This is a genomic window from Paractinoplanes ferrugineus, assembly GCF_016862195.1.
Lineage (GTDB): Bacteria > Actinomycetota > Actinomycetes > Mycobacteriales > Micromonosporaceae > Actinoplanes > Actinoplanes ferrugineus.
On the sequence record NZ_BOMM01000008.1, the window covers coordinates 251,654 to 274,573 of the forward strand.

Consider the following 22,920-nt stretch of genomic DNA (forward strand, 5'->3'; position numbering starts at 1 on the left):
ATGACGGTTTTCGTGCTGTTCGGAGCCACCGGTGACCTGGCCCGGCGGATGGTTCTCCCGGCGTTCTACACCCTCGCGATCGAGGGTCTGCTGCCGGAGAAGTGGATCCTGGTCGGCAACGGCCGCGGCGACGTCTCGCACGAGAACTTCCGCGAGCGCGTACGCGAGGCCCTCGAGGAATTCGGCCCGGCCCCCGGCAAGGGTCCGTGGCGTGAGTTCGCGAAGCGGCTGCGGTTCGCGGGCGGCGGCTTCAACACCGACTCGCCCGGCAGCCTGCTCGACGTGATCGCCGACGCGCGCGCGGAACTCGGAACGGACGCGCAGCTCGTGCACTATCTGGCGGTGCCGCCGGTGGCCTTCCCCGAGCTCACCAAGGCGCTCGGTGCGCACGGGCTCGCCGCCGGCTCGCGGGTCGTCTACGAGAAGCCGTTCGGCACCTCGGCCGAAGGCTTCCGCAAGCTCAACCGTCAGGTCCACGGCGTGCTCGACGAGTCGCAGGTCTACCGGATCGACCACTTCCTGGGCAAGGAGGCCACCCAGCAGCTGCACGCGATGCGGTTCGCCAACACCGCGCTGGCCGCGCTCTGGAACCGCGAGCACGTCGAGAGCGTGCAGATCGACGTGCCGGAGACGCTCGGCGTGGAGAATCGCGCGGAGTTCTACGACGCCACCGGCGCCACGCTCGACATGCTGGTCACGCACCTGTTCCAGGTGGCGGCCGAGGTCGCGATGGAACCGCCGGCGGCGCTGACCGCGGACTCCCTGCAGGCGGCCCGGGAGAAGGTGATCGCCAAGTTCCGGCCGATCGATCCCGCTGAGGCGGTGCTCGGGCAATATGCCGGTTACAAGGACATCAAAGGCATCAACCCCAAATCTCGCACCGATACGTACGTGGCGGCCAAGCTCTGGATCGACGGCCCGCGCTGGAAAGGCGTCCCGTTCCTGCTGCGTACGGGCAAGAAGATGGCGGCCGGCGAGCAGCGCGTGAGTCTGGTGCTGCGGACCCCGGCGGGCCCGTTCCGCAAGCTGCCGCCGCAGTCGAACGTGCTGTCGTTCTCGCTCGCCGGTTCCGGTGAGGTGGACCTGTCGCTGCTCGCCAAGCGGCCGGGCATCGCCGACGAGCTGGAGCCGGCCAAGGTCGCGCTGCCGTTGACCGCCGTGCCGGACGCCGACCCGCTCCCGCCGTACTCCCGCTTGATCCACGACGTGCTCGAGGGGGACCGCGCGCTCTTCACCCGCCCGGACGGCCTGGCCGCCGCCTGGAAGGCGGTCCGGCCGCTGCTCGACTCGCCACCCCGCCCGGTCACCTATGCGACGGGTTCCTGGGGGCCGGCCAAGGCCCGCAAGCTGGCCGCCCCGCATCGCTGGCTCCTCGGTCAGTGACAAAAGGCAGCTAAAACTTGTCAGTCTGGACTGACTAGTTCTAGCTTGGAGGCATGACAGAGCCCCCGGCCTCGGCGATCATCGCGGCCCATCAGGTGCGCACGGTCTTCGGCCGGCTGCGCCGACGCCTGCGCGAGGTCGCCAACCTGGGCGATCTGACCCCCTCCCAGACCTCGGTGCTGAGCCGGCTGGCCAAGGACGGTCCGGCCACCGCAAGCACCCTGGCCGCCCTCGAACGCATCCGCCCGCAGTCGATGGCCGCGCTTGTCGCGGCCATCGCGGGCCGCGGCCTGATCGCCCGCACCCCCGACCCGGCCGACGGCCGCCGACAGCGGATCTCGCTCACCGAGGCCGGTCAGGAGCTGATCGAGGGCTACCGCCGCGAACGCGAGGAATGGCTGGCCACCGAGCTCGCCCACAACTTCACCGAGGACGACCGGCAGACCATCATCGCGGCCATGGCGCTGCTCGATCGGCTGGCCTGATGTCCGCCGCGGCCGCACTTTCCCCCGCCCCGGCGCGCTCGTTCGATCGCAAGCTGATCACCCCGCTGGTCCTCGGCGCGATCCTCAACCCGGTCAACTCGTCGATGCTCGCGGTCGCGCTCGTCCCGATCGCCGCCACCTTCCACGCCCGGCCGGCCGAGACCGCGTGGCTCGTCTCCGGCCTCTACCTGGCCACCGCCACCGGCCAACCGGTCGCCGGCCGGCTGGTCGACCGTTACGGCGCCCGCACGCTCTACCTGGCCGGGGCCGCCCTGGTCGGCATCGCCGGGCTCATCGGCACGTTCGCGTCCTCCCTCGGGATGCTCGTCGCGGCCCGGGTGCTGCTCGGCTTCGGCACCTGCGCGGGCTACCCGGCGGCGATGTACCTGATCCGCCGCTCCGGGGTGGCGAAACCGGGCGGCGTCCTCACCGCCCTGTCGGTCTCGGCGCAGACCGTCGTCGTCATCGGCCCGACCGTCGGCGGCCTGCTCATCGGGGCGGCGGGCTGGCGGACGCTGTTCGCGGTGAACATCCCGCTGGCGCTGCTCTGCCTCGTCCTGGGCGGGCTGATCCTGCCCCGATCGGCCCCGGCCGAAAACCTCGGGCGCCTCGACTACCTGGGCATCGGCCTCTTCGCTGGCACCCTCACCACGCTCATGCTCTTCCTGCTGGGCCCGACCGTCGGCCACCTCTGGCTGCTCGCGCTCTGCGTGGTGCTGGCCGCCGGTTTCGCCAGGCGTGAACTCCGCCTCGCCGACCCCTTCCTCGACCTGCGCGTGTTCGGCGGCAACGGCCCGCTGATCGTGACCTACCTGCGCACCCTGCTGGCGATGACCATCTCGTACGCGTACCTCTACGGCTTCACCCAATGGCTGGAAGCCGGCCGCGGCCTGAGCCCGTCCCACGCCGGCCTGATCCTCCTGCCGATGTCGCTGGTCGCCATCGCGGTCTCCTCGATCACCGGCCGCCGTGCCGAGTTCCGCGGCAAACTGCTTGTCGGCGCGGTCGGCCAACTTCTCGCGTGCGCCCTGATCCTGCTGCTCGACTCGACGAGCGCCATCTGGATCCCGGTGCTGATCTCGCTGATCTGCGGCGTGCCCCAGGGCCTGAACAGCCTCGCCAACCAGAACGCCGTCTATTTCCAGGCCGACCCCGACCGGATGGGTGCCGCCGCCGGCCTGCTGCGCACCTTCGCCTACCTCGGCGCGATGGTCTCGTCGGCGGCCACCGGGGCCTTCTTCGATCACGGTGCCGACACCCCCGGCCTGCACCACCTTGCCGTCTTCCTGATCGTCGTCGCTTCCCTGCTCCTGCTCGTCGTCCTGGCCGACCGCTCGCTACGCCGCCTGGGCACCGCCCCCGCCGGAAACCTCACTTTTGCGAAAGGCCCTGACTCATGCCGGTCACCACGCTCGACCCCAAGACCGCCCTCGTAGTCATCGATCTGCAGGCCGGGATCGTCGCCGCGAGCACTGTTCCCTATCCGGCCACCGACGTGGTCGCCCGCACCGCTGAGCTCGCCGGCGCTTTCCGGGCGCACGGCCTGCCGGTGGTGCTGGTGCGGGTCAGCGGCCGGCCCGACGGCTCCGACGCGGTTGCCGGGCGCATCGACGGTGGTCCGCGCCCGTCGCGGCCCCGACCCGAGGGATGGGACGTGCTCGTCGAGGAGATCACCGGGCCGGACGACATCGTGATCACCAAGCGCAACTGGGGTGCCTTCCACGGCACTGACCTCGACACCCAGCTCCGCCGTCGGGGAGTCACCCAGATCGTCCTGACCGGCATCGCGACCAGCATCGGGGTCGAGTCGACGGCACGCGCCGCGCACGAGCACAACTATCACGTCACGCTGGCCACCGACGCTATGAGTGACCTGGACGAGCTCACCCACCGCAACAGCATCGAGAAGATCTTTCCGCGGCTCGGCGAAACCGGCACCACCGCCGAGATCATCGAGCTGCTGGCGAAGACCCACGGCTGATCTCGTCGCGGGTCGCCGACACCCAGTCCAGGGCCCGCCCGAGATCGTCGGCGGCGGCGCGGAGCTCGGCCCTCGGGTCCGACCGCGCCGTTGCCGCGCATGCCTCGATGCGGTTGGTGAGGTCGGCGTACAGGAGCGGGTCCTCGATCTCGAGGATTTCGTGCTTTCTCCGGCGGCCGGGGAGAAAGAGCGCCACCTGTGCCACGATCAGACCGGCCACCAGGGCGAACGCGAGCGTCAGCGGATCCGCCGGCTCGTCGACGACCAGCAGGATGATCAGCGAGGTCACCAGCCACGTGGCGGTGCTCAGCACTGGCCACAGCCAGTCATCGGGCTTCCGCATCGGGTTGTAACGGTGGATCGCCGCCCGTAACTCGTGGTGCGCCTGCCCAAGCCGGGCAAAACTCACCCGATCGGGCCGCTCCGCAATCCAGTCACGACACTGCGCATCGAGCACGGCCGCCATCACCCGCCGGTCGGCCCTCTCCAGCCGACTCTCCACGTCCCCGGCGAAAATGTCCTCGTCCCGCCCGCCCTCGTCACTCACACCGACCTCCGCTCAGTCCCGCTCCGGTCCGCGCCGTTCCGGTCCGCGCCGTTCCGGTCCGCGCCGTTCCGGTCCGCGCCGTTCCGGTCCGCGCCGTTTTGGGTTGGGCCGTTCCGGTCCGCGCCGTTTTGGGTTGGGCCGTTCTGGGCCGGTCCGACCCGCTCCGGGCTGACCTGCGGCGGCCGGCCGGGTCGCGATCGGAGAGGCGCCATGCCGCTTCGCGCCGGCTCGCGCTGCTCCGAGCCGTTTCGGCGGAGGGCGGCCTGCTCCGCGGCGTGCAACTCGAGGAAATCGATGGCCTGGCAGAGCAGCAGATCCGCGTCGGCGATCCGGCTGAGCACCCGGTCCTGTCGAGCGAGCCGGGCCAGATGTGCCGCGTTCCAGCGCTCCGGGTCGACCTGGCGCAGGGCCGCCGACACGAGGCGCACCCGAGCCCGGGTCAGCGCCGCCGCCACCTCGTCGAGGTCGCCCTCGACAACCGTGTCACCGGGCGCCGGGCCGTCGCCGGGCGAAACCGCCCCCTCGCCGTTCAGCTCGCCCGCGCCGAACGCCACCCTGCGGCCCGGCGGTGCGCCCATCCGGTAGCGGTCAAACGCCCGGGAGGCGCTTCCGGTCACCCACAGTAGACCCGGCATGGCTACGCCGAGTGCCAGTACGGTTGTCACGATCACCCAGGCCGGGGCGAACCCGAGGGCGTGCGCGGTCCACGCGACCGACCACAGCAGCGGGAACGCGATCGCCGCGCTGATCAGTGTGCGGCTCCAGGAGGAGAGACCGCCGGCCGCCGCGACCAGCATGCTGTCCAGGCCACGAACCCGGATCAGGGCCGACACCACCCAGAAGTCCGCCGACCCGGCCCCGATCTTCTCGAACCGGGCGAGCCCGTGCGCTACCAGCCCTCGAACGCCGTTGAGGTCTCCACACAGCTGACGCCGCGACATGACCCGAGAGTGCCACCGGTGCGCAACAGCGTGATCACGTTCCGTACCGCTTTCGGGTGACCCAATCGACCGCGTCGGCCACGCTCGGCACCACCTCGCCGAGCGGCAGGGGCGGCCGGTCGACGAGTACGACGGGAATCCCTCGCTCGCGCGCGGCCGTCAGTTTGGGCGCGACCCCACCGCTGTCCTTGCTGATCAGGACGTCGATGGCGTGCTCGGCGAGCAATCGGCGTTCGCCGTCGAGAGTGAACGGTCCCCGATCGAGAACGGTCGCCAGCCGGGTCGGCATCGGCGGTTCGGGCGGCTCCACCGACCGCGCCAGGAACCACTGGTCGTTACCGGCGAACGCCGCGATCTCCTGCCGCCCGGTAGTCAGGAAAACCCGCCGCCCCAGCCGCGGGAGGAGGGCTGCGGCTTCCGCCAGATCGCGTACGCGATGCCAGATGTCCCCGGGCCGCTCGACCCAGCCGGGCCGCCGGAGGTGAAGCAGCGGAACCCCGGTGGTGGCCGCCGCCCGCGCGGCATTGGCACTGATCCGTGCCGCGAACGGGTGGGTGGCGTCGACGACCGCGTCCACGCGGCGTTCGCTCAGGAAGGCGGCGAGCCCGTCGGCCCCGCCGAATCCGCCGATCCGCACCTCACCCGGGGGTAGCAGCGGTTTCGAGGTACGCCCGGCCAGCGAACTGAGCACGGTGTGCCCCTCGTCGAGCACGCCGGCCAGGGCCCTGGCTTCCGAGGTCCCACCCAGAATCAGCACGAGCACGTGCACATGATCCTCGCCCGGGGCGGTCGCGGGCGGGGCGGGGCAAGGGCGGGGCGGGGCAAGGGCGGGGCGGGGCAAGGGCGGGCGGTGAAAAGGCGGGGCGGTGAACCGGCGGGGCCGCCACGGTCGGTGGCCCCGCCGGCGCTCAGGACGCGTACGTCTCGAACTCGGCGATTCTCGGGGTGCCGGACGAGGACGTGATCTCGAAGGTGAGCTTCTTCAGCGCCGTACCGGTGAAGGTCTGCGTGCCCGGCGCGCCGCTGCCGGACTTGAGGACCGCGCCGGTGTCGCCGTTCTTGATCTGCCAGTTGCCGATGCTGCTGCCGGACGCCTCGCGGATGGTGGCCTTAGCGACCGTCTTGGCGGCACTCCACTTGACCGAGACGTAACCGGTCGAACTGCTCGGCGACCAGTACGTCGACGTGCTGCCGTCGACCACGTTGCCGTAGCTCGTACCGCCGGCCTTGCTCGAACCGTCGGCGCCCGCGCCGATGCTCAAGTTGGTGCCGCTCGGGGCCGAGGTCGGGCCGGTGGTCGGGGGCGTGGTGGGTGGCGTCGTCGGGGTGCCGGTGGTCGGGCTCGTCGTCGGGTTCGGCGAGGAGCAGCTGCCGTTCGACGTTTTGCTGCCGGTGTTGGCCCCGGCCGTCGCGGCCACCAGCGCGGGGACGCAGGCCGCGTTGTCCAGCTGATACGCGTACGGGATGCTGACCGTGGTGTTGGACGGCATGCTCGGGCCGGCCGGGTTGGTGTCGCTGCTCTTGGCCGACCAGGTCACGTTGTCGAGGATGTTGCCGCTGGCCTGCCAGTAACCGGCCGCGTCGGTGTAGAACGTGCCGAGCACGTTCATCGAGTTCTTGAAGTAGTTGTTCTCGACCTTCGCCCGCGCGCCGGCCCGCGAGTTGATGCCCGACTCGTTGAGGCTCACGTACGAATTGTTGTAGATGTGCGCGATCCCGCCGCGCAGCAACGGCGTACGCGAATCGATGTTGGTGTAGAGGTTGTGATGGAAAGTCACGTAACCGTTGCCCGTGTCGGTCTCGCTCGACCCGATCAGGCCGCCGCGACCTGAGTTGCTCAGCTTGCTGTAGGACAACGTCACGTACTGGGTGTTGTCCTTCATGTCGAACAGGCCGTCGTAGCCCGCGCTCTCGCCACCTGACGCTTCCAGGTTGACGTGATCGACCCAGACGTTACGGACCGTGCTCTCCATCCCGATGGCGTCCCCGCCGTTCGACGTCGGAGAACCGGACTTCTTCACATTCCGTACGGTCACGTTCTGGATGATGATGTTGCTGGAGTCCCGGATGTGGATGCCGAGCTGGTCGAAGACCGCGCCGCTGCCCACTCCGATGATCGTGACGTTGCTGATCTCCTTGAGCTCGATCTTGTCGGCCGCCGTGTTGCAGCTGCCGCCGGAGACCTTCGTCGTGTTCCCGTGGTTGATCGTGCCCTGCACCTCGATGGTGATCGGGGTGCTGCTGCTGGCGCGGCCGCACAACGCCTGGTGAATCGCGGTGCCGGTGGTGGCCCGCACCGTGGTCCCGCCGTTGCCGCCGGTGGTCCCGCCGTTCTGGCCGGCGTAGCCGGTGGCACTGCCGACCGCGGCCGCGGAGGCCTGCAGCGACGGTGCGGCGAGGGCGACCGCACCGGCGACAGCTGCGGTGCCACCCGCAACCAACAGCCGCGCAGCGACTGATCGTTTCATCTTCGTCCCACTCTCCTAGTCGGGGATGGCGCGTCCGGTCGCGCACAGGAAAGCGCTTTCCTCAGTGAGAATAGGAACCTGTCAATGTCTTCGCAAGAATCTGCCCGGATTACGGTCATATGAACCAGACGTTTCCGCCCCGGTCGCGCCGCCGGCTGCGCGGAGCTGATCAGCACGCCGGCGACGACCGCCGGCAGCGTCGAGGCGCCGGCCGCGAGACGTTCGCGTGTGGAACCCGACATCGACCCCGGGTATCGGCCCGGCCACGGTCCGTACCACCCCGCGACATCGACGCCGGTCGTGCTTGTTACCGGTCCGATAGCAGGGCTTCCGGTGCCCTTAAGGAAGTCGCGGCGAGACTCCTCGGCACACACATGAGATCGACATCGGCCTTGGGGAGGAACCTTTGAGGCGTTCCAGGAGATCCGCCGTACGGGTGGTCGCGCTCAGCAGCGTCACGCTCGTCTCGCTTCTCGCGGGGGCGGCCGTCACGGCGGGGTACACCGCCACCGGAGCGGCGCCGGAGCCGGACAGTTCCGACGGAGGGGCGGCCAGTGCCGCGGCCTCCGCCGACCAGTACGTGACCGGCAAGTCCACCGGCTTCGCCACGTCGCCGGACGAGACGCTGACCCGGCAGAAGGTCGTGACGACCGACCAGGGCCTGAACTACGTGAGCTATTCCCGCACGTACCGTAATCTTCCGGTGTTCGTCGGTGGCGACGTCGTCGTCGTGACCGACCGGGCCGGCAAGGTGCGCAGCAGCACCTCGGGGCTGGTGCCGATCAGCGCGCCGACCGACCCGAAGATCAGCGAGGCCAGGGCCAGGACGCTGGCCCTGAAGGGACGGCCGGGCGCCGTCGCGGGCAAACCGTCACTCGGGGTGGTCGCCGCCGCCGGCAGCAAGCTGGTGTGGGAGGTCGTCACCGAGTCGCGCCCGGGTGCCGCGCCGAGCCGGGCGCACGTCTATGTGGACGCGCTGACCGGGGCGAACGCCGGCTCCTGGGACGAGATCACGGCCGGCACCGGCACCGGCTTCTACAACGGCACCGTGCCGATCGGCACCGCGAGCAGCGGCGGATCGTTCCAGATGCGGGACACGGCGCGCGGCAACATGCGCACCTTCAACGACCGGACCGGGCAGGTCTTCACCGACGCCGACGACAAGTGGGGCGGTGGCTCCGGCAGTGACCTGCCGACCGGCGCGGTCGACACGCAGTACGCCGGCAGCGTCATGTTCGACATGCTGAAGGCCAAGTTCAACCGCAACGGCATCGACGGTCAGGGCGGTATGGCCCAGATGTTCGTCGGCCTGAACGACGTCAACGCGTTCTACAGCTGCGCGGGCACCGCCGACGCGAGCCGGGACCAGTCGAAGTACGGCAAGACCCAGGACGGCGCCCGCCAGGTCAACGCGATCGACGTGGTGGCGCACGAACTCGGCCACGGCGTCTTCTGCCACACCCCGGGCGGCAGCGGTGGCACCTCGAACGAGACCGGCGGCCTGAACGAGGCGACCGGTGACATCTTCGGCACCCTGGCCGAGCACTTCGCCGCCAACCCGAAGGACCCGACCGACTTCACCGTCGGCGAGCAGGTCGACCTGGTCGGGCGCGGACCGATCCGCAACATGGCCGACCCGTCCAAGGCGGGCGACCCCAACTGCTTCTCCTCGGCCATTCCCGGCACCGAGGTGCACTCCGCGGCGGGCCCGCTGAACCACTGGTTCTACCTGGCCGCCCAGGGTTCCGCGCCGGCCACCGGACCGGCCAGTCCGACCTGCGACGACAGCAAGGTCACCGGGATCGGGGTGTGGGCCGCCGGCGAGGTCTTCTACCACGCGCTGCTGCGCAAGACGTCCGGCTGGACCTACACCAAGGTGCGCAAGGCCACCCTCGAGGCGACCAAGGAACTGCACGCCGGCAGCTGCACCGAGTTCAACGCGGTCAAGGCGGCCTGGGACGCGGTGAGCGTGCCCGCCTCCGGCGACCCCAGCTGCACGGCCTCGGCCACCCCGGCCCCGTCCGCATCCGCATCCGCGTCGCAGTCGGCCCCCTCGCCGTCGGTCTCGACAGGCACCAGCACCCCGCCCGCCACGCCGCCGGCCGGGGTCCCGGACATCGACGGCGCCAAGGTGGCGGCGCACCTCGACGAGCTCAACCGGATCGCCACGGCCAACGGCGGTAACCGGGCGCACGGCAAGCCCGGCTACCAGGCCTCGCTCGACTATGTGAAGGCCAAGCTCGACGCGGCCGGCTACACCACCCGCATCCAGCAGTTCACCAGCAACGGCGCGACCGGTTACAACCTGATCGCCGACCTGCCGGGCCGCGGCGACCCCACCAAGGTCGTCATGCTCGGCGCCCACCTGGACAGCGTCGCGGCCGGCCCCGGCATCGACGACAACGGCACCGGCTCGGCCGGCATCCTCGAGGTGGCCCTGACCTATGCCAGGAGCGGCGCCGCCGGTGACAAGGGGATCCGCTTCGGCTGGTGGGGCGCGGAGGAACTCGGGCTGGTCGGCTCCAAGGCGTACGTCGCCTCGTTGTCCACCGCCGAGCGGGCGAAGGTGACCGCGTACCTCAACTTCGACATGATCGGTTCGCCGAACGCCGGTTACTTCGTCTACAACGACGACGCCAAGGGCTCGGCGATCAGCGCCGCGCTCAAGGCCGGCTTCGCCGCCGAGAAGATCGCCACCGAGAACGTCGACGTGCAGAACCGATCCGACCACGCCTCGTTCAAGGCGGCCGGCATCCCGACCGGCGGCACCGCGACGCTGAGCCTGGCCTCGGCGATGAGTGCCGCCCAGGCCGCCAAGTGGGGCGGGACCGCCGGGCAGCCGTACGACCCCTGCTACCACCAGGCGTGCGACGTGCGGACCAACGTCAACGCCACCGCGCTCGACCGGCACAGCGACGTCGCGGCGTACGCGGCGTGGACCCTGACCGGGGTCAAGGCGACGCCGGCCGCCTCGACCCGGGTGGAGAACGCCGCCGACTTCCTGATCCGCGACAGGTCGGCGATCGAGTCACCGATCACGGTGGACCGGGCCGGCGCGGCGCCCAGCAAGCTCCAGGTGGACGTGGACATCAAGCACGGCTACCGCGGCGACCTGGAGATTCGTCTGCTGGCGCCAGACGGCACCGAATTCCCGATCAAGAAGGCGAGCCGTTTCGACGGCGGCGACGACGTGAAGCTGACCGCGACCGTCGACGCCTCGGCCGGGCAGTCCACCGGAACCTGGCGGCTGCGCGTCCGTGACCTCTACTCGGGCGACACCGGCACGCTCAACGCGTGGGGCCTGACGTTCTGACCCGCCTCCCCGGAACCCGCGGTGCGCGGGCGCTGACCATGGCGCCTGTGCACCGCGGGCGGCTATCGTCTCAACCCCTATGAGACGCAGCTACGTCCTGGTCGCCCTCGCCGTCACCACGCTGGTGGCGCTGGCGTTCTGCATCCCGCTCGGCATGCTCGTCATCACCGCGGCGCAGGACCGCGCGTTGCGCGAGGCGGAGCGGCAGGCGCTCGGTCTCTCCCCGGTCGTGGTCGTGGCCACCGACCGTGAGCTGGTCAACAGCTCCATCCTGAGCACCGAGGCCGGGCACGAGGGCCGGGTCGCCGCGCACATCCCCGGACTGGGCACGATCGGAAATTCACGAGCGGGAAATTCCGAGATCGACGGGGTACGCGCAACGCAGGTCCCCGGCACCGCCGACGTTCCCGGCGGGCGCGTCTACCTGCGCCCGGTGGCCCTGCCCCGCGGCCTGATCGCGGTGATCGAGGTGTACGTGCCGACGGCCACCTCGCGCGCCGGCGTCGGCACCGCACTGGGCGTACTCGTGCTGGTGGCCTTTGTCCTGATCGCCCTGTGCGCCTTCCTGGCCGACCGGTTGGCCGCCCAGGTCGTGCGGGCCACCCGCGACGTCGCCCGCACCGCCACCAACCTCGGCGCCGGCCGGCTGCACGCGCGCACCCGCCCGAGCGGGCCGAGCGAGATCGAGGAGGTCGGCACCGCGCTCAATGTGCTGGCCGATCGGTTCGTCGAGCTGCTGGCGGCCGAACGCGCGCTGGCCGGCAACCTGTCCCACCGGCTGCGCGTGCCGTTGACCGCCCTGCGCCTGAACGCCGAGGCGATGCCGGCCGGCGACGACCGCGACCGTCAGCTGCGCGTGGTCGGCCGCCTGGAGCAGGAGATCAACGCCGTGATCACCGAGGCGAGCCGCCCCCTCGTCGCCCGCCCCCGGCTGGAGTGCGACCTCGGCGAGGTGGTGGCCGACCGCACCGCGTTCTGGGGCGCGCTGGCCGAGGATCAGGGCCGGCCCTGGCAGGCCGACCCGCCGCCGGCCGGGATCACCGTGCCGGCCGCCTTCTCGGTCGTGGGGGAGGCGCTCGACGTGCTGCTCGGCAACGTCTTCCACCACACCCCCGACGACGCCGCGTGCCGGGTCTCGGTGCGTTCGACGGACACCACGGCGGAGGTGATCGTGCAGGACGCCGGGCCGGGTTTCGCCGATCCGGCGGCCGCCCTGACCCGCGGGGTCAGCGGCGCCGACTCGACCGGAATCGGCCTGGACATCGCCCGGCGGCTGGCCGCGGAGACCGGTGGGGAGCTGCGGATCGACCGCGGTGACCTGGGTGGCGCCCGGGTCTCCCTGACCCTCGGCCGCCCGCTGCCCTAGGCCTGTTTCGGCGCGGACAACTGGATGCCGACCCCGCGGACGGTGTGCAGGTAACGCGGGTTCGCCGCGCGTTCGCCCAGCTTGCGGCGCAGCCACGTGACGTGCACGTCGACCGTCTCGATCGACCGGCTCTCCGCCGGCCACACGTCGGCGAGCAACTGACGGCGGTCGACGACCTTGCCGGGCCGCTGCATCAGATAGGCCAGCAGGTCGAACTCCAGCCGGGACAGGTGCAGCGTCTCGCCGTCCAGCGACGCCGACCGGGCGTCGGGATCGAGGGTCAGGCCGCCCACGGTGAGAATCCGGGACGCCGGGGCGGTGCCGCGCCGCAGCACGGCCGCGATCCGCGCCTCGATCTGCTCCGCTGAGTACGGCTTGACCACGTAGTCGTCCGCGCCCGCCCGCAGCAGGCGGATCATCTCGGCCTCGCCCTCGCGTGCCGTCGCCACCACGATCGGCACCTGCGAGACGAGCCGGATGTTGCGCAGCACGGTGGTGCCGTCCAGATCCGGCAGACCGAGATCGAGCACGACCACGTCGGGATCCCACTGCGCGGCGTCACGCAGGCCGTCGAGGGCCCGCTCGCACAACCGGACCAGATGCCCGGTGGCGTTCAGTAGTCGTCCGAGAGCTTCCCGTACATCAGCGTCATCTTCGATCACCAGCACTCGCGACATCGATCCACGGTATCGCTGAGGCAGAATGTAATCATGGGCCGGAGCTGGAAATATATCGCCGCGTGGCTCAGCGTGACAATCACCGCCGTCACTGTCACCTGGTTCGGGGTGCGCCTCGGGGTCGCCCCCACCCTGACCGGCGACCCGCCGGTGGCGATCGACGCCAACCGCCGGTACACCGAACTGCGCTTCGGCGCCGCCGAGCCGACCGTCGCCGGCACGACCACGTCACCGACCCCGGCGGTCTCGGCCTCCAGGGCCAAGCCCAGCCCGACGCGAACCAAGACGCCGGCGGCACGCCCGGCCACGAGCGCCGCCGCGCCACCCGCCTCCGCCACGCCGTCTCCCTCGCCGACGGCGGACCGCCGCCCCCGCTACCGGGTGCCGGCCGACGGCGGCAGCATCGTGGTGGCCTACTCGTCGACCCGGGTCGACGTGATCAGCGCCGACCCCGATCCCGGTTACGTGGCCGGCGCCACCCGGCGCAGCGAGACGATCGTGGTGGTGCGGCTGGCCACCTTCGGCCACACCTCGGTGATCACCGCCTACTGGAACGGCGGGCCCGCGGCCCAGGTGATGGAGGATTACGGCTGATCATCCGCCGCGCCGGTCGCCGGGTCTCACGAGCGGCCCGGCTCCCGGCAGCGGTCGGCCGAATAGAGATGGCTGTCCGGGAAGTGGGCGGCGGTCAGCGCCGGCCCCACCACGATCACCGCGGTGCGGCGGATGCCGGCCTCCTTGACCGCGGCGGCGATCTCGGCCAGCGGGGCCCGCAGGATCTGCTCGTCGGGGCGGCTCGCCTTGGCCACCACCGCCACCGGGCAGTCGGGTCCGTAGGCCGGCAGCAGTTCGGCCACCACCGCCTCGATCCGCTGGACCGCCAGGTGCAGCACCATCGTCGAGCGGCTCGCCGCCAGCGTCGCCAGGTCCTCGCCGGCGGGCATCGCGGTCGCCCGCTCGGCCGTGCGGGTGAGGATCACGGTCTGGGCGACGCCCGGGACGGTCAACTCCCGGCCCAGCGAGGCGGCCGCGGCGGCGAACGCGGGCACGCCGGGGGTGACGTCGTAGGGCACGCCGGCGGCGTCCAGGCGGCGCATCTGCTCGGCGATCGCGCTGAAGACCGACGGGTCGCCCGAATGCAGGCGGGCCACGTCCTGGCCGGCCGCGGTGGCCGACACCAGCTCGGCGATGATCTCGTCCAGGGTCAGCGCCGAGGTGTCGATCCGGCGGGCCCCGGGTGGGCCGAACTCCAGCAGCTCCGGCGGCACCAGGCTGCCCGCGTACAGACAGACCGGGGACGCGGCGATCAACCGCTGGCCGCGCACGGTGATCAGGTCGGCGGCGCCGGGGCCGGCTCCGATGAAGTGCACCGTCATCGCGTCACCGACCAGATCGTCACCGGCATCATCGTTCGCCATCCCGTGAAACCGCCCACCGGCGCACCCCGGCTCACCGACAGCCGGGTCAGCTCGCCGCCCAGCTTGGTGTGCGCGGCCGCGACCACCGCCTCAGACTCGACCGTCACCGCGTTGGCGACCAGCCGGCCGCCCGGGCGCAGGGCGGTCAGGCAGGCGTCGAGCACGCCGTCGCGGGTCAGTCCGCCACCGATGAACACCGTGTCGGGCGTGGGCAGTTCGGCCAGCGCCTCCGGAGCGCGACCCTCGACCACCTGAAGTGCGGGAACACCGAGCGTGACGGCGTTCGCGCGGATGGTCGCACAGCGTCGCGGGTCGGACTCGACGGTGATGGCCCGGCACGCGGGATGGCTGCGCATCCACTCGATGCCGATGCTGCCCGACCCGCCGCCGACGTCCCAGAGCAGGGCGCCGGGCACCGGCGCGAGCAGCGCCAGGGTCACCGCGCGAACCTCACGCTTGGTCAGTTGGCCATCAGACTCGTACGCGTCATCAGGCAGTCCCGGCACGACGGAGCGGGCGGGACCGGCACCGCACTCGACGGCGATCACGTGGAGCGGGTCGACCTCGTGCGCCCACCCGTCGGCGGTGCCCGAGACCAGCCGTTCGCCGGGGCCGCCCAACCGCTCCAGCACGGTCAGCCGGGCCGCGCCGAACCCGGCCGCCACCAGGGTGTCCGCCACCTGGACCGGGGTTCCCGCATCGCGGGACAGGAGCAGAATCCGCCGGCCCGGGTTGATGACTCTGCGCAACGCCGCCGGATCGGCGGTGACCAGGCTGAGCACCTCGGTGTCGGCCAGCGGCCAGCCCATCCGGGCGGCGGCGAGCGAGGCCGAGGAGGGGTGCGGTTCCACGCGTACGCGAGCCGGGCCCAACAGCCGCACCAGTGTCGCCCCGATCCCGTGGAACATCGGGTCGCCGCTGGCCAGCACGCATATCCGCAGGTCGCGCCGATCTTCGAAGAGCCCGGGAAGTGCCGGCAGCAGGGGGGACGGCCACCGAACCCGCTCCGCGGTCAGCTCCGGCGGCACCAGGTCGAGCTGTCGCGGCGAACCGAAGATCACCTCGGCCGCCTCGAGCGCGCTCCGTCCCGTACCCGCCAGATCGGACCACCCGCCGGCGCCGATGCCGACCACGGTGACCGGGCCGGGGGTGTCGTCGCGCATAGCGTGACGTTAGCGCCCGGCGCGGCGCCGAGAATTTCCGCCTCCGGTTGAGCGATGCCGGAGCTCAGTGCGTATTTCAACCAGACGGCTCCCCGAGACCGGGTCGTCACGCCGCCCGCAGGGGGGAGGCGACCAAGACGACCGCCGAACAGGTGAGGACTATGGCGCAAGTACCGCCGGTGTTCCGTACCTCTCGAGAACAGCGCGAGCAGCGCTACACGCCCGCTTCGGGCGAAGAGGACGCGCAGTTCTTCGCCGACCTGCGCTCCGCTCCCGACGAGGACGACTCGTGGGGCGTGGCACCGAAATCTCCCTACGTGACCGGTACGCGGATGTCGGATCCGCGCCTGCCGGTCGACCGCGCTCCCGCCGCCGACCCGTGGGCCGGCGCCGACCAGGACGACTACGTCTCGGACCACCGGGCCGTGCCGGAGATCGACGACCGGCGGACCCCGCAGAACTGGGACACCTACCTCGCCGACCGTGAGGTCGACGACCCGTACCGCCGCAGCGACCTCGTCGTCGAGTCGAACACCGACCCGACCGGCTGGAAAGCCACCGGCCCGGCCCGGCCGCCCATCCCCGACGACCGGCCCCCGGCCGAAGCCGTCAGCGGAAACCGGCTCCTGGTCGTGCTCCTCTTCTTCGCCGGCCTCGCCACCAGCGTCTCGCTGTGGCTGTTCGACACGCAGGCCGGCGCGATCAACGACACCGCCACGCTGATGCTGGCGGCCGGGCGGATCACCGGCCTGATCGCCGGGTACGTCCTGTTCATCCAGCTGCTCATGATGAGCCGCGTCTCCTGGCTCGAGGAGTGGGTGGGCGCCCGCGACCTGCTGCGCTGGCACCGCTGGCTCGGCACGTCGCTGGTCATGTTCGTGCTCGCGCACATTGTCCTCATCGTCTACGGATACGCGATGACCGCCGACACCGGCGTCGTCGACCAGACCTGGACGATCGTCACGACGTTCCCCGACATGCTCAAGGCGGTCGCCGCCACCACGATCCTCGTCGTGATCGCGTTGATCTCGATCCGCGCCGCCCGGTCGAAACTGCCGTACGAGCTGTGGCACCTCATCCACCTGACGTCCTACCTGGTGCTTCTCCTCGGGTACGGCCACCAGGTCGCGACCGGTGCCGACCTCAGCGGCAAGTTCGCCTCGATCTTCTGGCCGGGCCTGACCGCCCTGACCATCTCCGCCCTGGTGTGGGGCCGCCTCGTCGAACCGCTGTGGCTCAACGTCCGGCACCGCTTCGAGGTCGCCGAGGTCGTCGTGGAGGGCGCCAACTCGTTCTCCATCTACATCGACGGCAAGAACCTCGACAAGCTGCCCGCCCAGGCCGGCCAGTTCATGCGGTGGCGGTTCCTCACCCGCAACGGCTGGTGGCAGTCGCACCCGTTCTCGCTGTCCGCCGCCCCCAACTCGCAGTGGCTGCGCCTCACGGTCACCGCCGTCGGCGGGCACACCGCACGACTCGGCAACATGCAGCCGGGCACGCCGGTGTGGGCGGAAGGGCCGTTCGGGACCTTCACCGCGCAACGCCGTACGCGTCGTCGGGCCTTGCTGATCGCCGGCGGCAGCGGCATCGCCCCGATCCGCGCCCTGCTCGAGGACATGCCGCCGGACACCATCGTGATCTACCGGGCCTCCCGCCCCGACGAGCTCGTCTTCCGGGGCGAACTGGAGGAGCTCGCCGAGCGCCGGGACGCCTGGGTCCGCTACATCGTCGGGTCGCGCAACGATCCCGGGCCGCGCCGGCTGTTCACCCCGGAGGGCCTGATCGGGCTGGTGCCGGACGTCAGCCGCCGGGACGTCTATCTATGCGGGCCGCCCGGGCTCGTCGGAGCCGCGGTGACGACGCTGCGGGACCTCGACGTGCCGGACAGCCAGCTGCACCTGGACCCGTTCGAGTTCTAGTTCTCTCCCTGTTCTCTTCCTGAAGGGATTTCGCGATGCGACGCAGTACCGCCGCCGCAATCGGCACCCTCACCGGCGCAGCCCTGATCGTGGGAGTGCGGCTGAGCGTGACGCCGCAGGCGCCGATCGCCGCACCGCCGGCCGTCGACTTGGTGGACAGCACCCCGTCCGCGTCCGCGTCGAAGAAACCGGGCGCCGCCTCGTCGGCCAAACCGCCCTCGTCCAAGGACTCGTCGTCCAAGGACAAAGCTGACGAAGAGGCCCAGAACGGCCTCAAGACCGGCGTCTTCAAGGGCAAGGGCGCGACCAACCCCTATGGCACCGTCCAGGTCTCCATCAAGATTCAGGACGGCAAGATCACGGCCGCGGACGCCACCTATCCGACCACCGGCAACAGCGCCACGATCAACCCGAACGCGGTAGCCAAACTCAAGCAGGAGACGCTGCGTAAGCAGAGCGCCGACGTGGCCGCCGTGTCCGGGGCGACCTACACCAGCCAGTCGTACCAGGAGTCGCTGCAGGCGGCCTTGGACTCGGCCAAGGCGTAGGGTCACTTCCCGTGCGCCACGTCGAGCAGGTGATGGGTACGGCCGTGAGCATCGAGCTGGCCGACGACCGCCCTGCCCCCGAACTGGGCGCACTGGTCGAGGACGTCTGCGCCTGGCTGCACGAGGTGGATGCGCGGTTCTCCACCTACCGACAGGACAGCGAGGTCAGCCGGATGCGCCGGGGCTTACTCACGGTCGCCGACTGCTCCGACGACCTGCGCCACGTGCTGTCCGCCTGCGCCGACCTGTGGCGGGACACCGACGGCTACTTCGACGCGTACGCCGGTGGTGCGCTGGATCCGTCCGGTTACGTGAAGGGCTGGTCGGTCGAGGTCGCCTCGGACCGTCTACTGGCCGCCGGCTGCGCCAACCACTACATCAACGCGGGCGGCGACATCCGCATGCGCGGTCTGCACCCCGAGGGCGGCCCCTGGCGGGTCGGCATCCGCCACCCGTGGGAGGCCGACAAGGTCAGCTGGGTCCTGGCCGTCTCCGACGGCGCCGTGGCAACCTCCGGCACCTACGAACGAGGCGACCACGTCCTGAACCCCCGAACCGGCCAACCGGCCCGCGGCCTGCGCTCCGTCACCGTCGTCGGCCCCAGCCTGGCCCTCGCCGACGCCTACGCCACCGCCGCCCTGGCCATGGGCGAGCCCGGCCTGAACTGGCTGGCCAAGCTGTCCACCGACGGCTACGAGTCAGCCGTCGTCACCGACGACGGCCGAGCCTTCAGCTCCGCCAACCTCCCCGCCGCCGTCTAGGCCGCCCGCCTCCTTTCCTGGCTGCGCGCCTTTCCTGGCCGCTCGCCTTTCCTGGCTGCGCGCGTCTCCTGGCAGCGCGCGTCTCCCTGGCTGCTCCTCCTCCCCAGGCCGCTCGCCTCCCCTAGAAATCCGCGAACAGGTAGGGCATTTCGCGCGGGAACATCGCCGCCAGCGTGTCGACCTCCGTGAGCTCGCCCAGGCCGCGGGTGAAGACCTCCACCGGGTCGAGAACGCCGTAAACCAGAGCGCTGAAACCCGCCGCCGTCAGCCGCACCGACGGGCTGGTGCTCTTGGTGCCCTTGGTGCCCTTGGTGACCGTCAGGGTGCCGCCGTCGGACGCCAGATGCCAGACACCGCCGATCAGCTCGTCGTCGACGATCTCAACCGTCACCTCACCCGGCCCGGCCGGCATCCCGGACAGCGCCGCCACGTCGAGCACCCGAACCATCGGAGCGTTGTGCGTCGGGTTGTCGACCCGTGTCTTCGAGGTCACCTCCAAGTCGGTGCCCCACAACTCCGGCACGTCCGCCGGGTCGTGCCGAACCGACACCCGAGCCACCTGGTCGACATGCCGCGCGAAGAACTGCAACAGCAGCGCCCGCCCCAACGGCCCGGAGCAGTGCAGATCCTGGGCGACCAGCTCACCACCGTGCGCGTCGATCCGGTAGCGAACCGCCCCCACCACCTCGCCGCCCGCCCTCGCGACCGCCACCCAGGACTTCAGCTCCCGGAACTCGGCCGCCCGCACCTCGTCGAACACCGAGAAACCATGCCGCCCGGCCAGCCGCCGCTGAATCGCCGAATCGTAGGCCGCCCACCCCTCGCTCAACGGCAGCCGCTCGACCTCACCCGGAAGATCCGCCCGAACCAGGTGAGACAGCCCCTGCGGGGCGAAAACCGCCGTGCGGTGGGCGGGGATGCCCACGAACCCGAACCTGGCGTAGAAGCTCGGCCGGAACGGATAAAGCGCGCTGACCGCACACCCCTCGGCACGCATCTGCCGAAGCAGCCGCGGCAACAACTCCCGAACCAGCCCCCGCCGCCGCGCCGCCGGATGAGTCGCCACCGAAGCCACGCCGGCCATGTCATGCACCACCCCGCGAACGTTCTGCCGCATGCGCAGGGCGGCCACCCCGGCCAGCGTCTGCCCGTCCTCCTCGGCGATCAGGCTGACCGTCGTCTCGTAGAACCGCATCCGCTCGGCATAGGCGGCCTCATCCTCCGGCGCCCACGGCGACGGCTTGAACGCATAGGCCACCAGGGGAAACATCGTCGTCGTGCGCTCCGCCGCGCCGATCTGCCGGAACTCCATGAACCCATCCAACACCGGAGGACACCCGGTTCGCGCCCCGGTTTTCCGAGCTGTGGATAACTTCGAAACCCCAGCTCGCGTACGTCCCGCGACGCGCCGGGCCCCCCGGTTTGGCAAGGCCCCGGGCAACAGGCTAAGGTTTCATCCGTCACCAGGGAGCGCAAGCGCCCTGGAGGGACAAGCGGACGTAGCGCAGCTGGTAGCGCATCACCTTGCCAAGGTGAGGGTCGCGGGTTCGAATCCCGTCGTCCGCTCGGAGAGGCCTTCACAGGTTCACGTGCGGGGCCGACTCGGTGGAGTGGCCGAGAGGCGAGGCAACGGCCTGCAAAGCCGTGTACACGGGTTCAAATCCCGTCTCCACCTCGGCGAAAGCCAAGGGCGATTGGCGCAGCGGGAGCGCGCTTCCTTGACACGGAAGAGGTCACTGGTTCGATCCCAGTATCGCCCACCAGTTCAGAGGCCATGTCCGATCGACGGACATGGCCTCTTCTGGTTGCTGAGTGACTATCTGGGTGACTAAGCCTCCGCGCCGGCGGCCCGAGTCCTGAGGGCGCGGGCCCTGGCGAATCCTCTTGCGCGCGACGGCGTTAGTTAGGACCGCTCAGCCCCCGGGTCCTTTGTCGGATTCAGGAAGAGGGCGCCGTTTGCTGGCTATGACCGATATTCCGGCTCCTATCGTGATCTGCAAGCGGGCCGCTGGTGTGAGTCAGTCTCATGGAAGAGCTGTGACAACTGGGTGTTCTAGCACGAAGACACTTAGCTCAGTAGTCATGAGATACGAAGCTGGACGGTCGCTGCCCCGGCTCCGAAAGTGGCCCCATGGCAACGGGATGTCCCGGTCGCGGTTTGAGTTGACCCATCTACGTATCTGCGAGTGGGCATTTGCCACCTGACGACTCGTGATCCCGAGCTGGTTCTCGATCGTGACCGTTGGAACCCATTCGGGAGCGCCATGCGCGATGGCGCGAATGAATCGGATCTCTGCTGGCTGGCCCGCTCGTGCGTGCAATATATCGTCGACCAGGTCCTGATTAGGCAAAGGAGTTGGCGCTGTCATGGTCAAAGTCTGACCCCCGCTTCCCGACAGAAACGGTTACTAGTATTTCTTCAACCGAAGGCGTTATAACTCCGGTTCGATAGCGTACTTCACCCAGCTGGCTATGAAGCCTTACGAGGCGGGGAAAACCCAAACGGAACGCTCTGGCTGTAGAGCTCCCCCGTCACTGGCTTGCGACTCCGCTGTTCAAGGAAGCGCGATATAGTACCTGGGCGCGCATCGCCAAGCCTCGGACGAGGGAGTGGTTCATGGGTAGCTTCGGTATCACAAGGTCCTCCCTCCTGGAAGAGCTCGGTAACCTCGTAGGCGTACGAGTTGGACTCGCGGTTCTGAGAGCGGATATTGATCCTATAGTAGACGAACATATGCCAAACTTTCAGCTCGGTAGGAGGATGTCCGCATCCGAATTTGCTGGACTGGCATTTATGACGCTAAGGCGTTTCGGAGATCCCTGGACTGAGTTCGGTTATAAACCTTTGGTTGTGGCCTGATTGCAGTTGCGAAGTCTAGGAGAGTTGCATTTCGCCCGGCCGGTCCTCGACGAGATACATCGGCAAGTTCATATTGACGAGACATACTCTTGGCTGCATCGTCCGCAGGATGGCTGCACGATTGGGGACGATGAATTCTTCTGGGCGTCAACTGACACATTCGTTGACTCAGCCAACCTCGATGCGCTTGATCTGAATTCATTGCTGAGTCGCGTGAATGTCAACCTGGGAAACAGAGGGGTAGAAATATGCCAGATACTACTTCGCGCTCTTAAAGCCAGCCAACGGCTCGATCCGTGGTCGAGAGTTGGGCGGGCCGAAGGGCCGGAAGCTGTGTCGCTTGCCCACTTGTTTCAACGCGGAGAGGCGACCACGCAGGTTCAGAAGTTTTTCGATCAAAGATTCATTAACTATTTGGCAGCTAACTGGCATGACGCAGAGAGAATTCACTGGAGGCAGTTCGAGCGACTAGTCGCTGAATATTTCGACCGGACTGGATACCAAGTAGAGTTGGGTCCTGGAAGCAATGATGACGGGGTTGATATACGGGCCTGGCCCGAGGAGGGGAATAGGAACGTACCTCCATTGATAATCGTCCAATGCAAGAGGCAGAGGGCAAAGGTTCCAAAGGTTGTGGTCAAGGCATTGTGGGCTGATATGCAGGAAGAGCGCGCGCAGAGAGGGGTGCTCGCTACTACATCCTCCCTTGAGCCAGGAGCGCAGCGAACCATCGAATCAAGGAGATATGATATCGACGTCGCTGACGGTCCCGCTATATTCAAGTGGCTACTCGCGCTAAGAGTTCCTGGTGTCGGAATTACCTCTCTTCAGTGATGCAGCGTCGTATATTTGCTTGAAGCCCGAGCTGTGGCCCAGCGGAAGCCGTTCGGTAAAGCCCTCCCGCGGGCATTCGATTGCTAGTTCCCGACTCACGGAATGCGAGGCGCTCAACCGTGATCGGGGCTACTCGCAGCAGCAGGAAAAAGCTTGAAGCATCCTTGCCCATAGTGAGTCAGAGCCACATTATGACGCGAAGTATTTGTGCTATCTCACGCTGCAATTCGTTCGGGCTGGCGGGTTGTTCTCAATC

At 69.5% G+C, this 22,920-nt stretch carries 19 protein-coding genes and 3 tRNA genes; 14 read left to right on the forward strand and 8 right to left on the reverse strand.

Annotated elements, in window-relative coordinates:
• Genes Afe05nite_RS06325 through Afe05nite_RS06340 form a run of 4 tightly spaced genes read left to right on the forward strand, consistent with a single transcriptional unit; the run spans position 1 to position 3,849 of the window.
• Positions 1-1,383, forward strand: coding sequence for a glucose-6-phosphate dehydrogenase (locus Afe05nite_RS06325; protein WP_203816009.1), 1,383 nt, complete (start codon positions 1-3; stop codon positions 1,381-1,383).
• A gap of 53 nt (positions 1,384-1,436) precedes the next feature.
• Entirely contained in the window at positions 1,437-1,868 is a 432-nt protein-coding gene (locus Afe05nite_RS06330) for a MarR family winged helix-turn-helix transcriptional regulator (RefSeq protein ID WP_203816010.1), read from the forward strand.
• Positions 1,868-3,304: an MFS transporter gene (locus tag Afe05nite_RS06335; protein ID WP_203816011.1), complete on the forward strand. Its 1,437-nt coding sequence runs from the start codon at positions 1,868-1,870 to the stop codon at positions 3,302-3,304. Before Afe05nite_RS06330 ends, Afe05nite_RS06335 begins: the two co-directional genes overlap by 1 nt.
• Entirely contained in the window at positions 3,265-3,849 is a 585-nt protein-coding gene (locus Afe05nite_RS06340; RefSeq protein ID WP_203816012.1) for an isochorismatase family protein, read from the forward strand. The genes Afe05nite_RS06335 and Afe05nite_RS06340 overlap by 40 nt, the downstream gene beginning before the upstream one ends.
• Here Afe05nite_RS06340 and Afe05nite_RS06345 read toward each other — a convergent pair.
• The 4 genes from Afe05nite_RS06345 to Afe05nite_RS06360 all read right to left on the reverse strand — a co-directional run bounded on the left by Afe05nite_RS06345 (position 3,818) and on the right by Afe05nite_RS06360 (position 7,805).
• Positions 3,818-4,396: a hypothetical protein gene (locus Afe05nite_RS06345; RefSeq protein WP_203816013.1), complete on the reverse strand. Its 579-nt coding sequence runs from the start codon at positions 4,394-4,396 to the stop codon at positions 3,818-3,820. The genes Afe05nite_RS06340 and Afe05nite_RS06345 overlap by 32 nt on opposite strands.
• On the reverse strand, positions 4,393-5,337 hold the full coding sequence (locus tag Afe05nite_RS06350; RefSeq protein WP_203816014.1) for a hypothetical protein: 945 nt from the start codon (positions 5,335-5,337) through the stop codon (positions 4,393-4,395). The genes Afe05nite_RS06345 and Afe05nite_RS06350 overlap by 4 nt, the downstream gene beginning before the upstream one ends.
• Positions 5,338-5,371: 34 nt before the next feature.
• The gene (locus Afe05nite_RS06355; RefSeq protein WP_203816015.1) at positions 5,372-6,100 is read right to left on the reverse strand and encodes a cobalt-precorrin-6A reductase; all 729 of its coding nucleotides are present in this window, start codon (positions 6,098-6,100) and stop codon (positions 5,372-5,374) included.
• Positions 6,101-6,245: 145 nt separating this feature from the next.
• Positions 6,246-7,805 carry a pectate lyase family protein gene (locus tag Afe05nite_RS06360; RefSeq protein ID WP_203816016.1) on the reverse strand — a complete coding sequence of 520 codons (1,560 nt, stop codon included), beginning with the start codon at positions 7,803-7,805 and terminating at the stop codon, positions 6,246-6,248.
• A gap of 436 nt (positions 7,806-8,241) precedes the next feature.
• On the opposite strand from Afe05nite_RS06360, the gene Afe05nite_RS06365 reads away from it, so the two are divergent.
• Positions 8,242-11,118 carry a M28 family peptidase gene (locus Afe05nite_RS06365; protein ID WP_203816044.1) on the forward strand — a complete coding sequence of 959 codons (2,877 nt, stop codon included), beginning with the start codon at positions 8,242-8,244 and terminating at the stop codon, positions 11,116-11,118.
• Between the two features lie 79 nt (positions 11,119-11,197).
• Positions 11,198-12,484 carry a HAMP domain-containing sensor histidine kinase gene (locus tag Afe05nite_RS06370; protein WP_203816017.1) on the forward strand — a complete coding sequence of 429 codons (1,287 nt, stop codon included), beginning with the start codon at positions 11,198-11,200 and terminating at the stop codon, positions 12,482-12,484.
• Here Afe05nite_RS06370 and Afe05nite_RS06375 read toward each other — a convergent pair.
• The gene (locus tag Afe05nite_RS06375) at positions 12,481-13,152 is read right to left on the reverse strand and encodes a response regulator transcription factor (RefSeq protein WP_203816045.1); all 672 of its coding nucleotides are present in this window, start codon (positions 13,150-13,152) and stop codon (positions 12,481-12,483) included. The genes Afe05nite_RS06370 and Afe05nite_RS06375 overlap by 4 nt on opposite strands.
• A gap of 42 nt (positions 13,153-13,194) precedes the next feature.
• Between Afe05nite_RS06375 and Afe05nite_RS06380 the strand changes: the two genes are divergently transcribed.
• Positions 13,195-13,755 (forward strand): hypothetical protein, encoded by a 561-nt coding sequence (locus Afe05nite_RS06380; RefSeq protein ID WP_203816018.1) that lies wholly within the window; start codon positions 13,195-13,197, stop codon positions 13,753-13,755.
• Positions 13,756-13,781: 26 nt separating this feature from the next.
• Here the strand turns inward: Afe05nite_RS06380 and cobM are convergent, their stop codons facing one another.
• Together cobM and cbiE are read right to left on the reverse strand one after the other, a co-directional pair.
• Entirely contained in the window at positions 13,782-14,579 is a 798-nt protein-coding gene (gene cobM / locus Afe05nite_RS06385) for a precorrin-4 C(11)-methyltransferase (RefSeq protein ID WP_239117592.1), read from the reverse strand.
• The gene (gene cbiE, locus Afe05nite_RS06390) at positions 14,534-15,742 is read right to left on the reverse strand and encodes a precorrin-6y C5,15-methyltransferase (decarboxylating) subunit CbiE (RefSeq protein WP_203816019.1); all 1,209 of its coding nucleotides are present in this window, start codon (positions 15,740-15,742) and stop codon (positions 14,534-14,536) included. The genes cobM and cbiE overlap by 46 nt, the downstream gene beginning before the upstream one ends.
• 161 nt (positions 15,743-15,903) lie before the next feature.
• Here cbiE and Afe05nite_RS06395 point away from each other — a divergent pair, with 161 nt between their 5' ends.
• Genes Afe05nite_RS06395 through Afe05nite_RS06405 form a run of 3 tightly spaced genes read left to right on the forward strand, consistent with a single transcriptional unit; the run spans position 15,904 to position 18,970 of the window.
• A complete protein-coding gene (locus Afe05nite_RS06395) occupies positions 15,904-17,661 on the forward strand; it encodes a ferredoxin reductase family protein (RefSeq protein WP_239117593.1) in 1,758 nt (585 codons plus the stop codon).
• Positions 17,662-17,696: 35 nt separating this feature from the next.
• Complete coding sequence (locus Afe05nite_RS06400; protein ID WP_203816020.1) at positions 17,697-18,209, forward strand: FMN-binding protein; 513 nt, start codon at positions 17,697-17,699, stop codon at positions 18,207-18,209.
• Positions 18,210-18,241: 32 nt separating this feature from the next.
• Positions 18,242-18,970: an FAD:protein FMN transferase gene (locus Afe05nite_RS06405; RefSeq protein ID WP_203816048.1), complete on the forward strand. Its 729-nt coding sequence runs from the start codon at positions 18,242-18,244 to the stop codon at positions 18,968-18,970.
• 121 nt (positions 18,971-19,091) lie between these two features.
• Here the strand turns inward: Afe05nite_RS06405 and Afe05nite_RS06410 are convergent, their stop codons facing one another.
• The gene (locus Afe05nite_RS06410; protein WP_203816021.1) at positions 19,092-20,282 is read right to left on the reverse strand and encodes a GNAT family N-acetyltransferase; all 1,191 of its coding nucleotides are present in this window, start codon (positions 20,280-20,282) and stop codon (positions 19,092-19,094) included.
• A 181-nt stretch (positions 20,283-20,463) separates the two neighbouring features.
• Here Afe05nite_RS06410 and Afe05nite_RS06415 point away from each other — a divergent pair.
• The 4 genes from Afe05nite_RS06415 to Afe05nite_RS06430 all read left to right on the forward strand — a co-directional run bounded on the left by Afe05nite_RS06415 (position 20,464) and on the right by Afe05nite_RS06430 (position 22,664).
• Positions 20,464-20,536: transfer RNA gene (locus tag Afe05nite_RS06415), tRNA-Gly, on the forward strand.
• 38 nt (positions 20,537-20,574) lie between these two features.
• Positions 20,575-20,645: transfer RNA gene (locus tag Afe05nite_RS06420), tRNA-Cys, on the forward strand.
• 13 nt (positions 20,646-20,658) lie between these two features.
• A tRNA-Val gene (locus tag Afe05nite_RS06425) sits at positions 20,659-20,733 on the forward strand.
• Positions 20,734-22,043: 1,310 nt separating this feature from the next.
• A complete protein-coding gene (locus Afe05nite_RS06430; RefSeq protein WP_203816022.1) occupies positions 22,044-22,664 on the forward strand; it encodes a restriction endonuclease in 621 nt (206 codons plus the stop codon).
• Positions 22,665-22,920 lie beyond the last annotated feature (256 nt).

Excerpts from the sequence above, each read along its gene's own strand:
- Afe05nite_RS06325 (WP_203816009.1), top strand. The coding sequence starts at position 1 with ATGACGGTTTTCGTGCTGTTCGGAGCCACCGGTGACCTGGCCCGGCGG.
- Afe05nite_RS06330 (WP_203816010.1), top strand. The coding sequence starts at position 1,437 with ATGACAGAGCCCCCGGCCTCGGCGATCATCGCGGCCCATCAGGTGCGC.
- Afe05nite_RS06335 (WP_203816011.1), top strand. The coding sequence starts at position 1,868 with ATGTCCGCCGCGGCCGCACTTTCCCCCGCCCCGGCGCGCTCGTTCGAT.
- Afe05nite_RS06340 (WP_203816012.1), top strand. The coding sequence starts at position 3,265 with ATGCCGGTCACCACGCTCGACCCCAAGACCGCCCTCGTAGTCATCGAT.
- Afe05nite_RS06350 (WP_203816014.1), bottom strand. The coding sequence starts at position 5,337 with ATGTCGCGGCGTCAGCTGTGTGGAGACCTCAACGGCGTTCGAGGGCTG.
- Afe05nite_RS06360 (WP_203816016.1), bottom strand. The coding sequence starts at position 7,805 with ATGAAACGATCAGTCGCTGCGCGGCTGTTGGTTGCGGGTGGCACCGCA.
- Afe05nite_RS06370 (WP_203816017.1), top strand. The coding sequence starts at position 11,198 with ATGAGACGCAGCTACGTCCTGGTCGCCCTCGCCGTCACCACGCTGGTG.
- Afe05nite_RS06380 (WP_203816018.1), top strand. The coding sequence starts at position 13,195 with ATGGGCCGGAGCTGGAAATATATCGCCGCGTGGCTCAGCGTGACAATC.
- cobM (WP_239117592.1), bottom strand. The coding sequence starts at position 14,579 with ATGGCGAACGATGATGCCGGTGACGATCTGGTCGGTGACGCGATGACG.
- cbiE (WP_203816019.1), bottom strand. The coding sequence starts at position 15,742 with ATGCGCGACGACACCCCCGGCCCGGTCACCGTGGTCGGCATCGGCGCC.
- Afe05nite_RS06395 (WP_239117593.1), top strand. The coding sequence starts at position 15,904 with ATGGCGCAAGTACCGCCGGTGTTCCGTACCTCTCGAGAACAGCGCGAG.
- Afe05nite_RS06400 (WP_203816020.1), top strand. The coding sequence starts at position 17,697 with ATGCGACGCAGTACCGCCGCCGCAATCGGCACCCTCACCGGCGCAGCC.
- Afe05nite_RS06405 (WP_203816048.1), top strand. The coding sequence starts at position 18,242 with ATGGGTACGGCCGTGAGCATCGAGCTGGCCGACGACCGCCCTGCCCCC.
- Afe05nite_RS06410 (WP_203816021.1), bottom strand. The coding sequence starts at position 20,282 with ATGGAGTTCCGGCAGATCGGCGCGGCGGAGCGCACGACGACGATGTTT.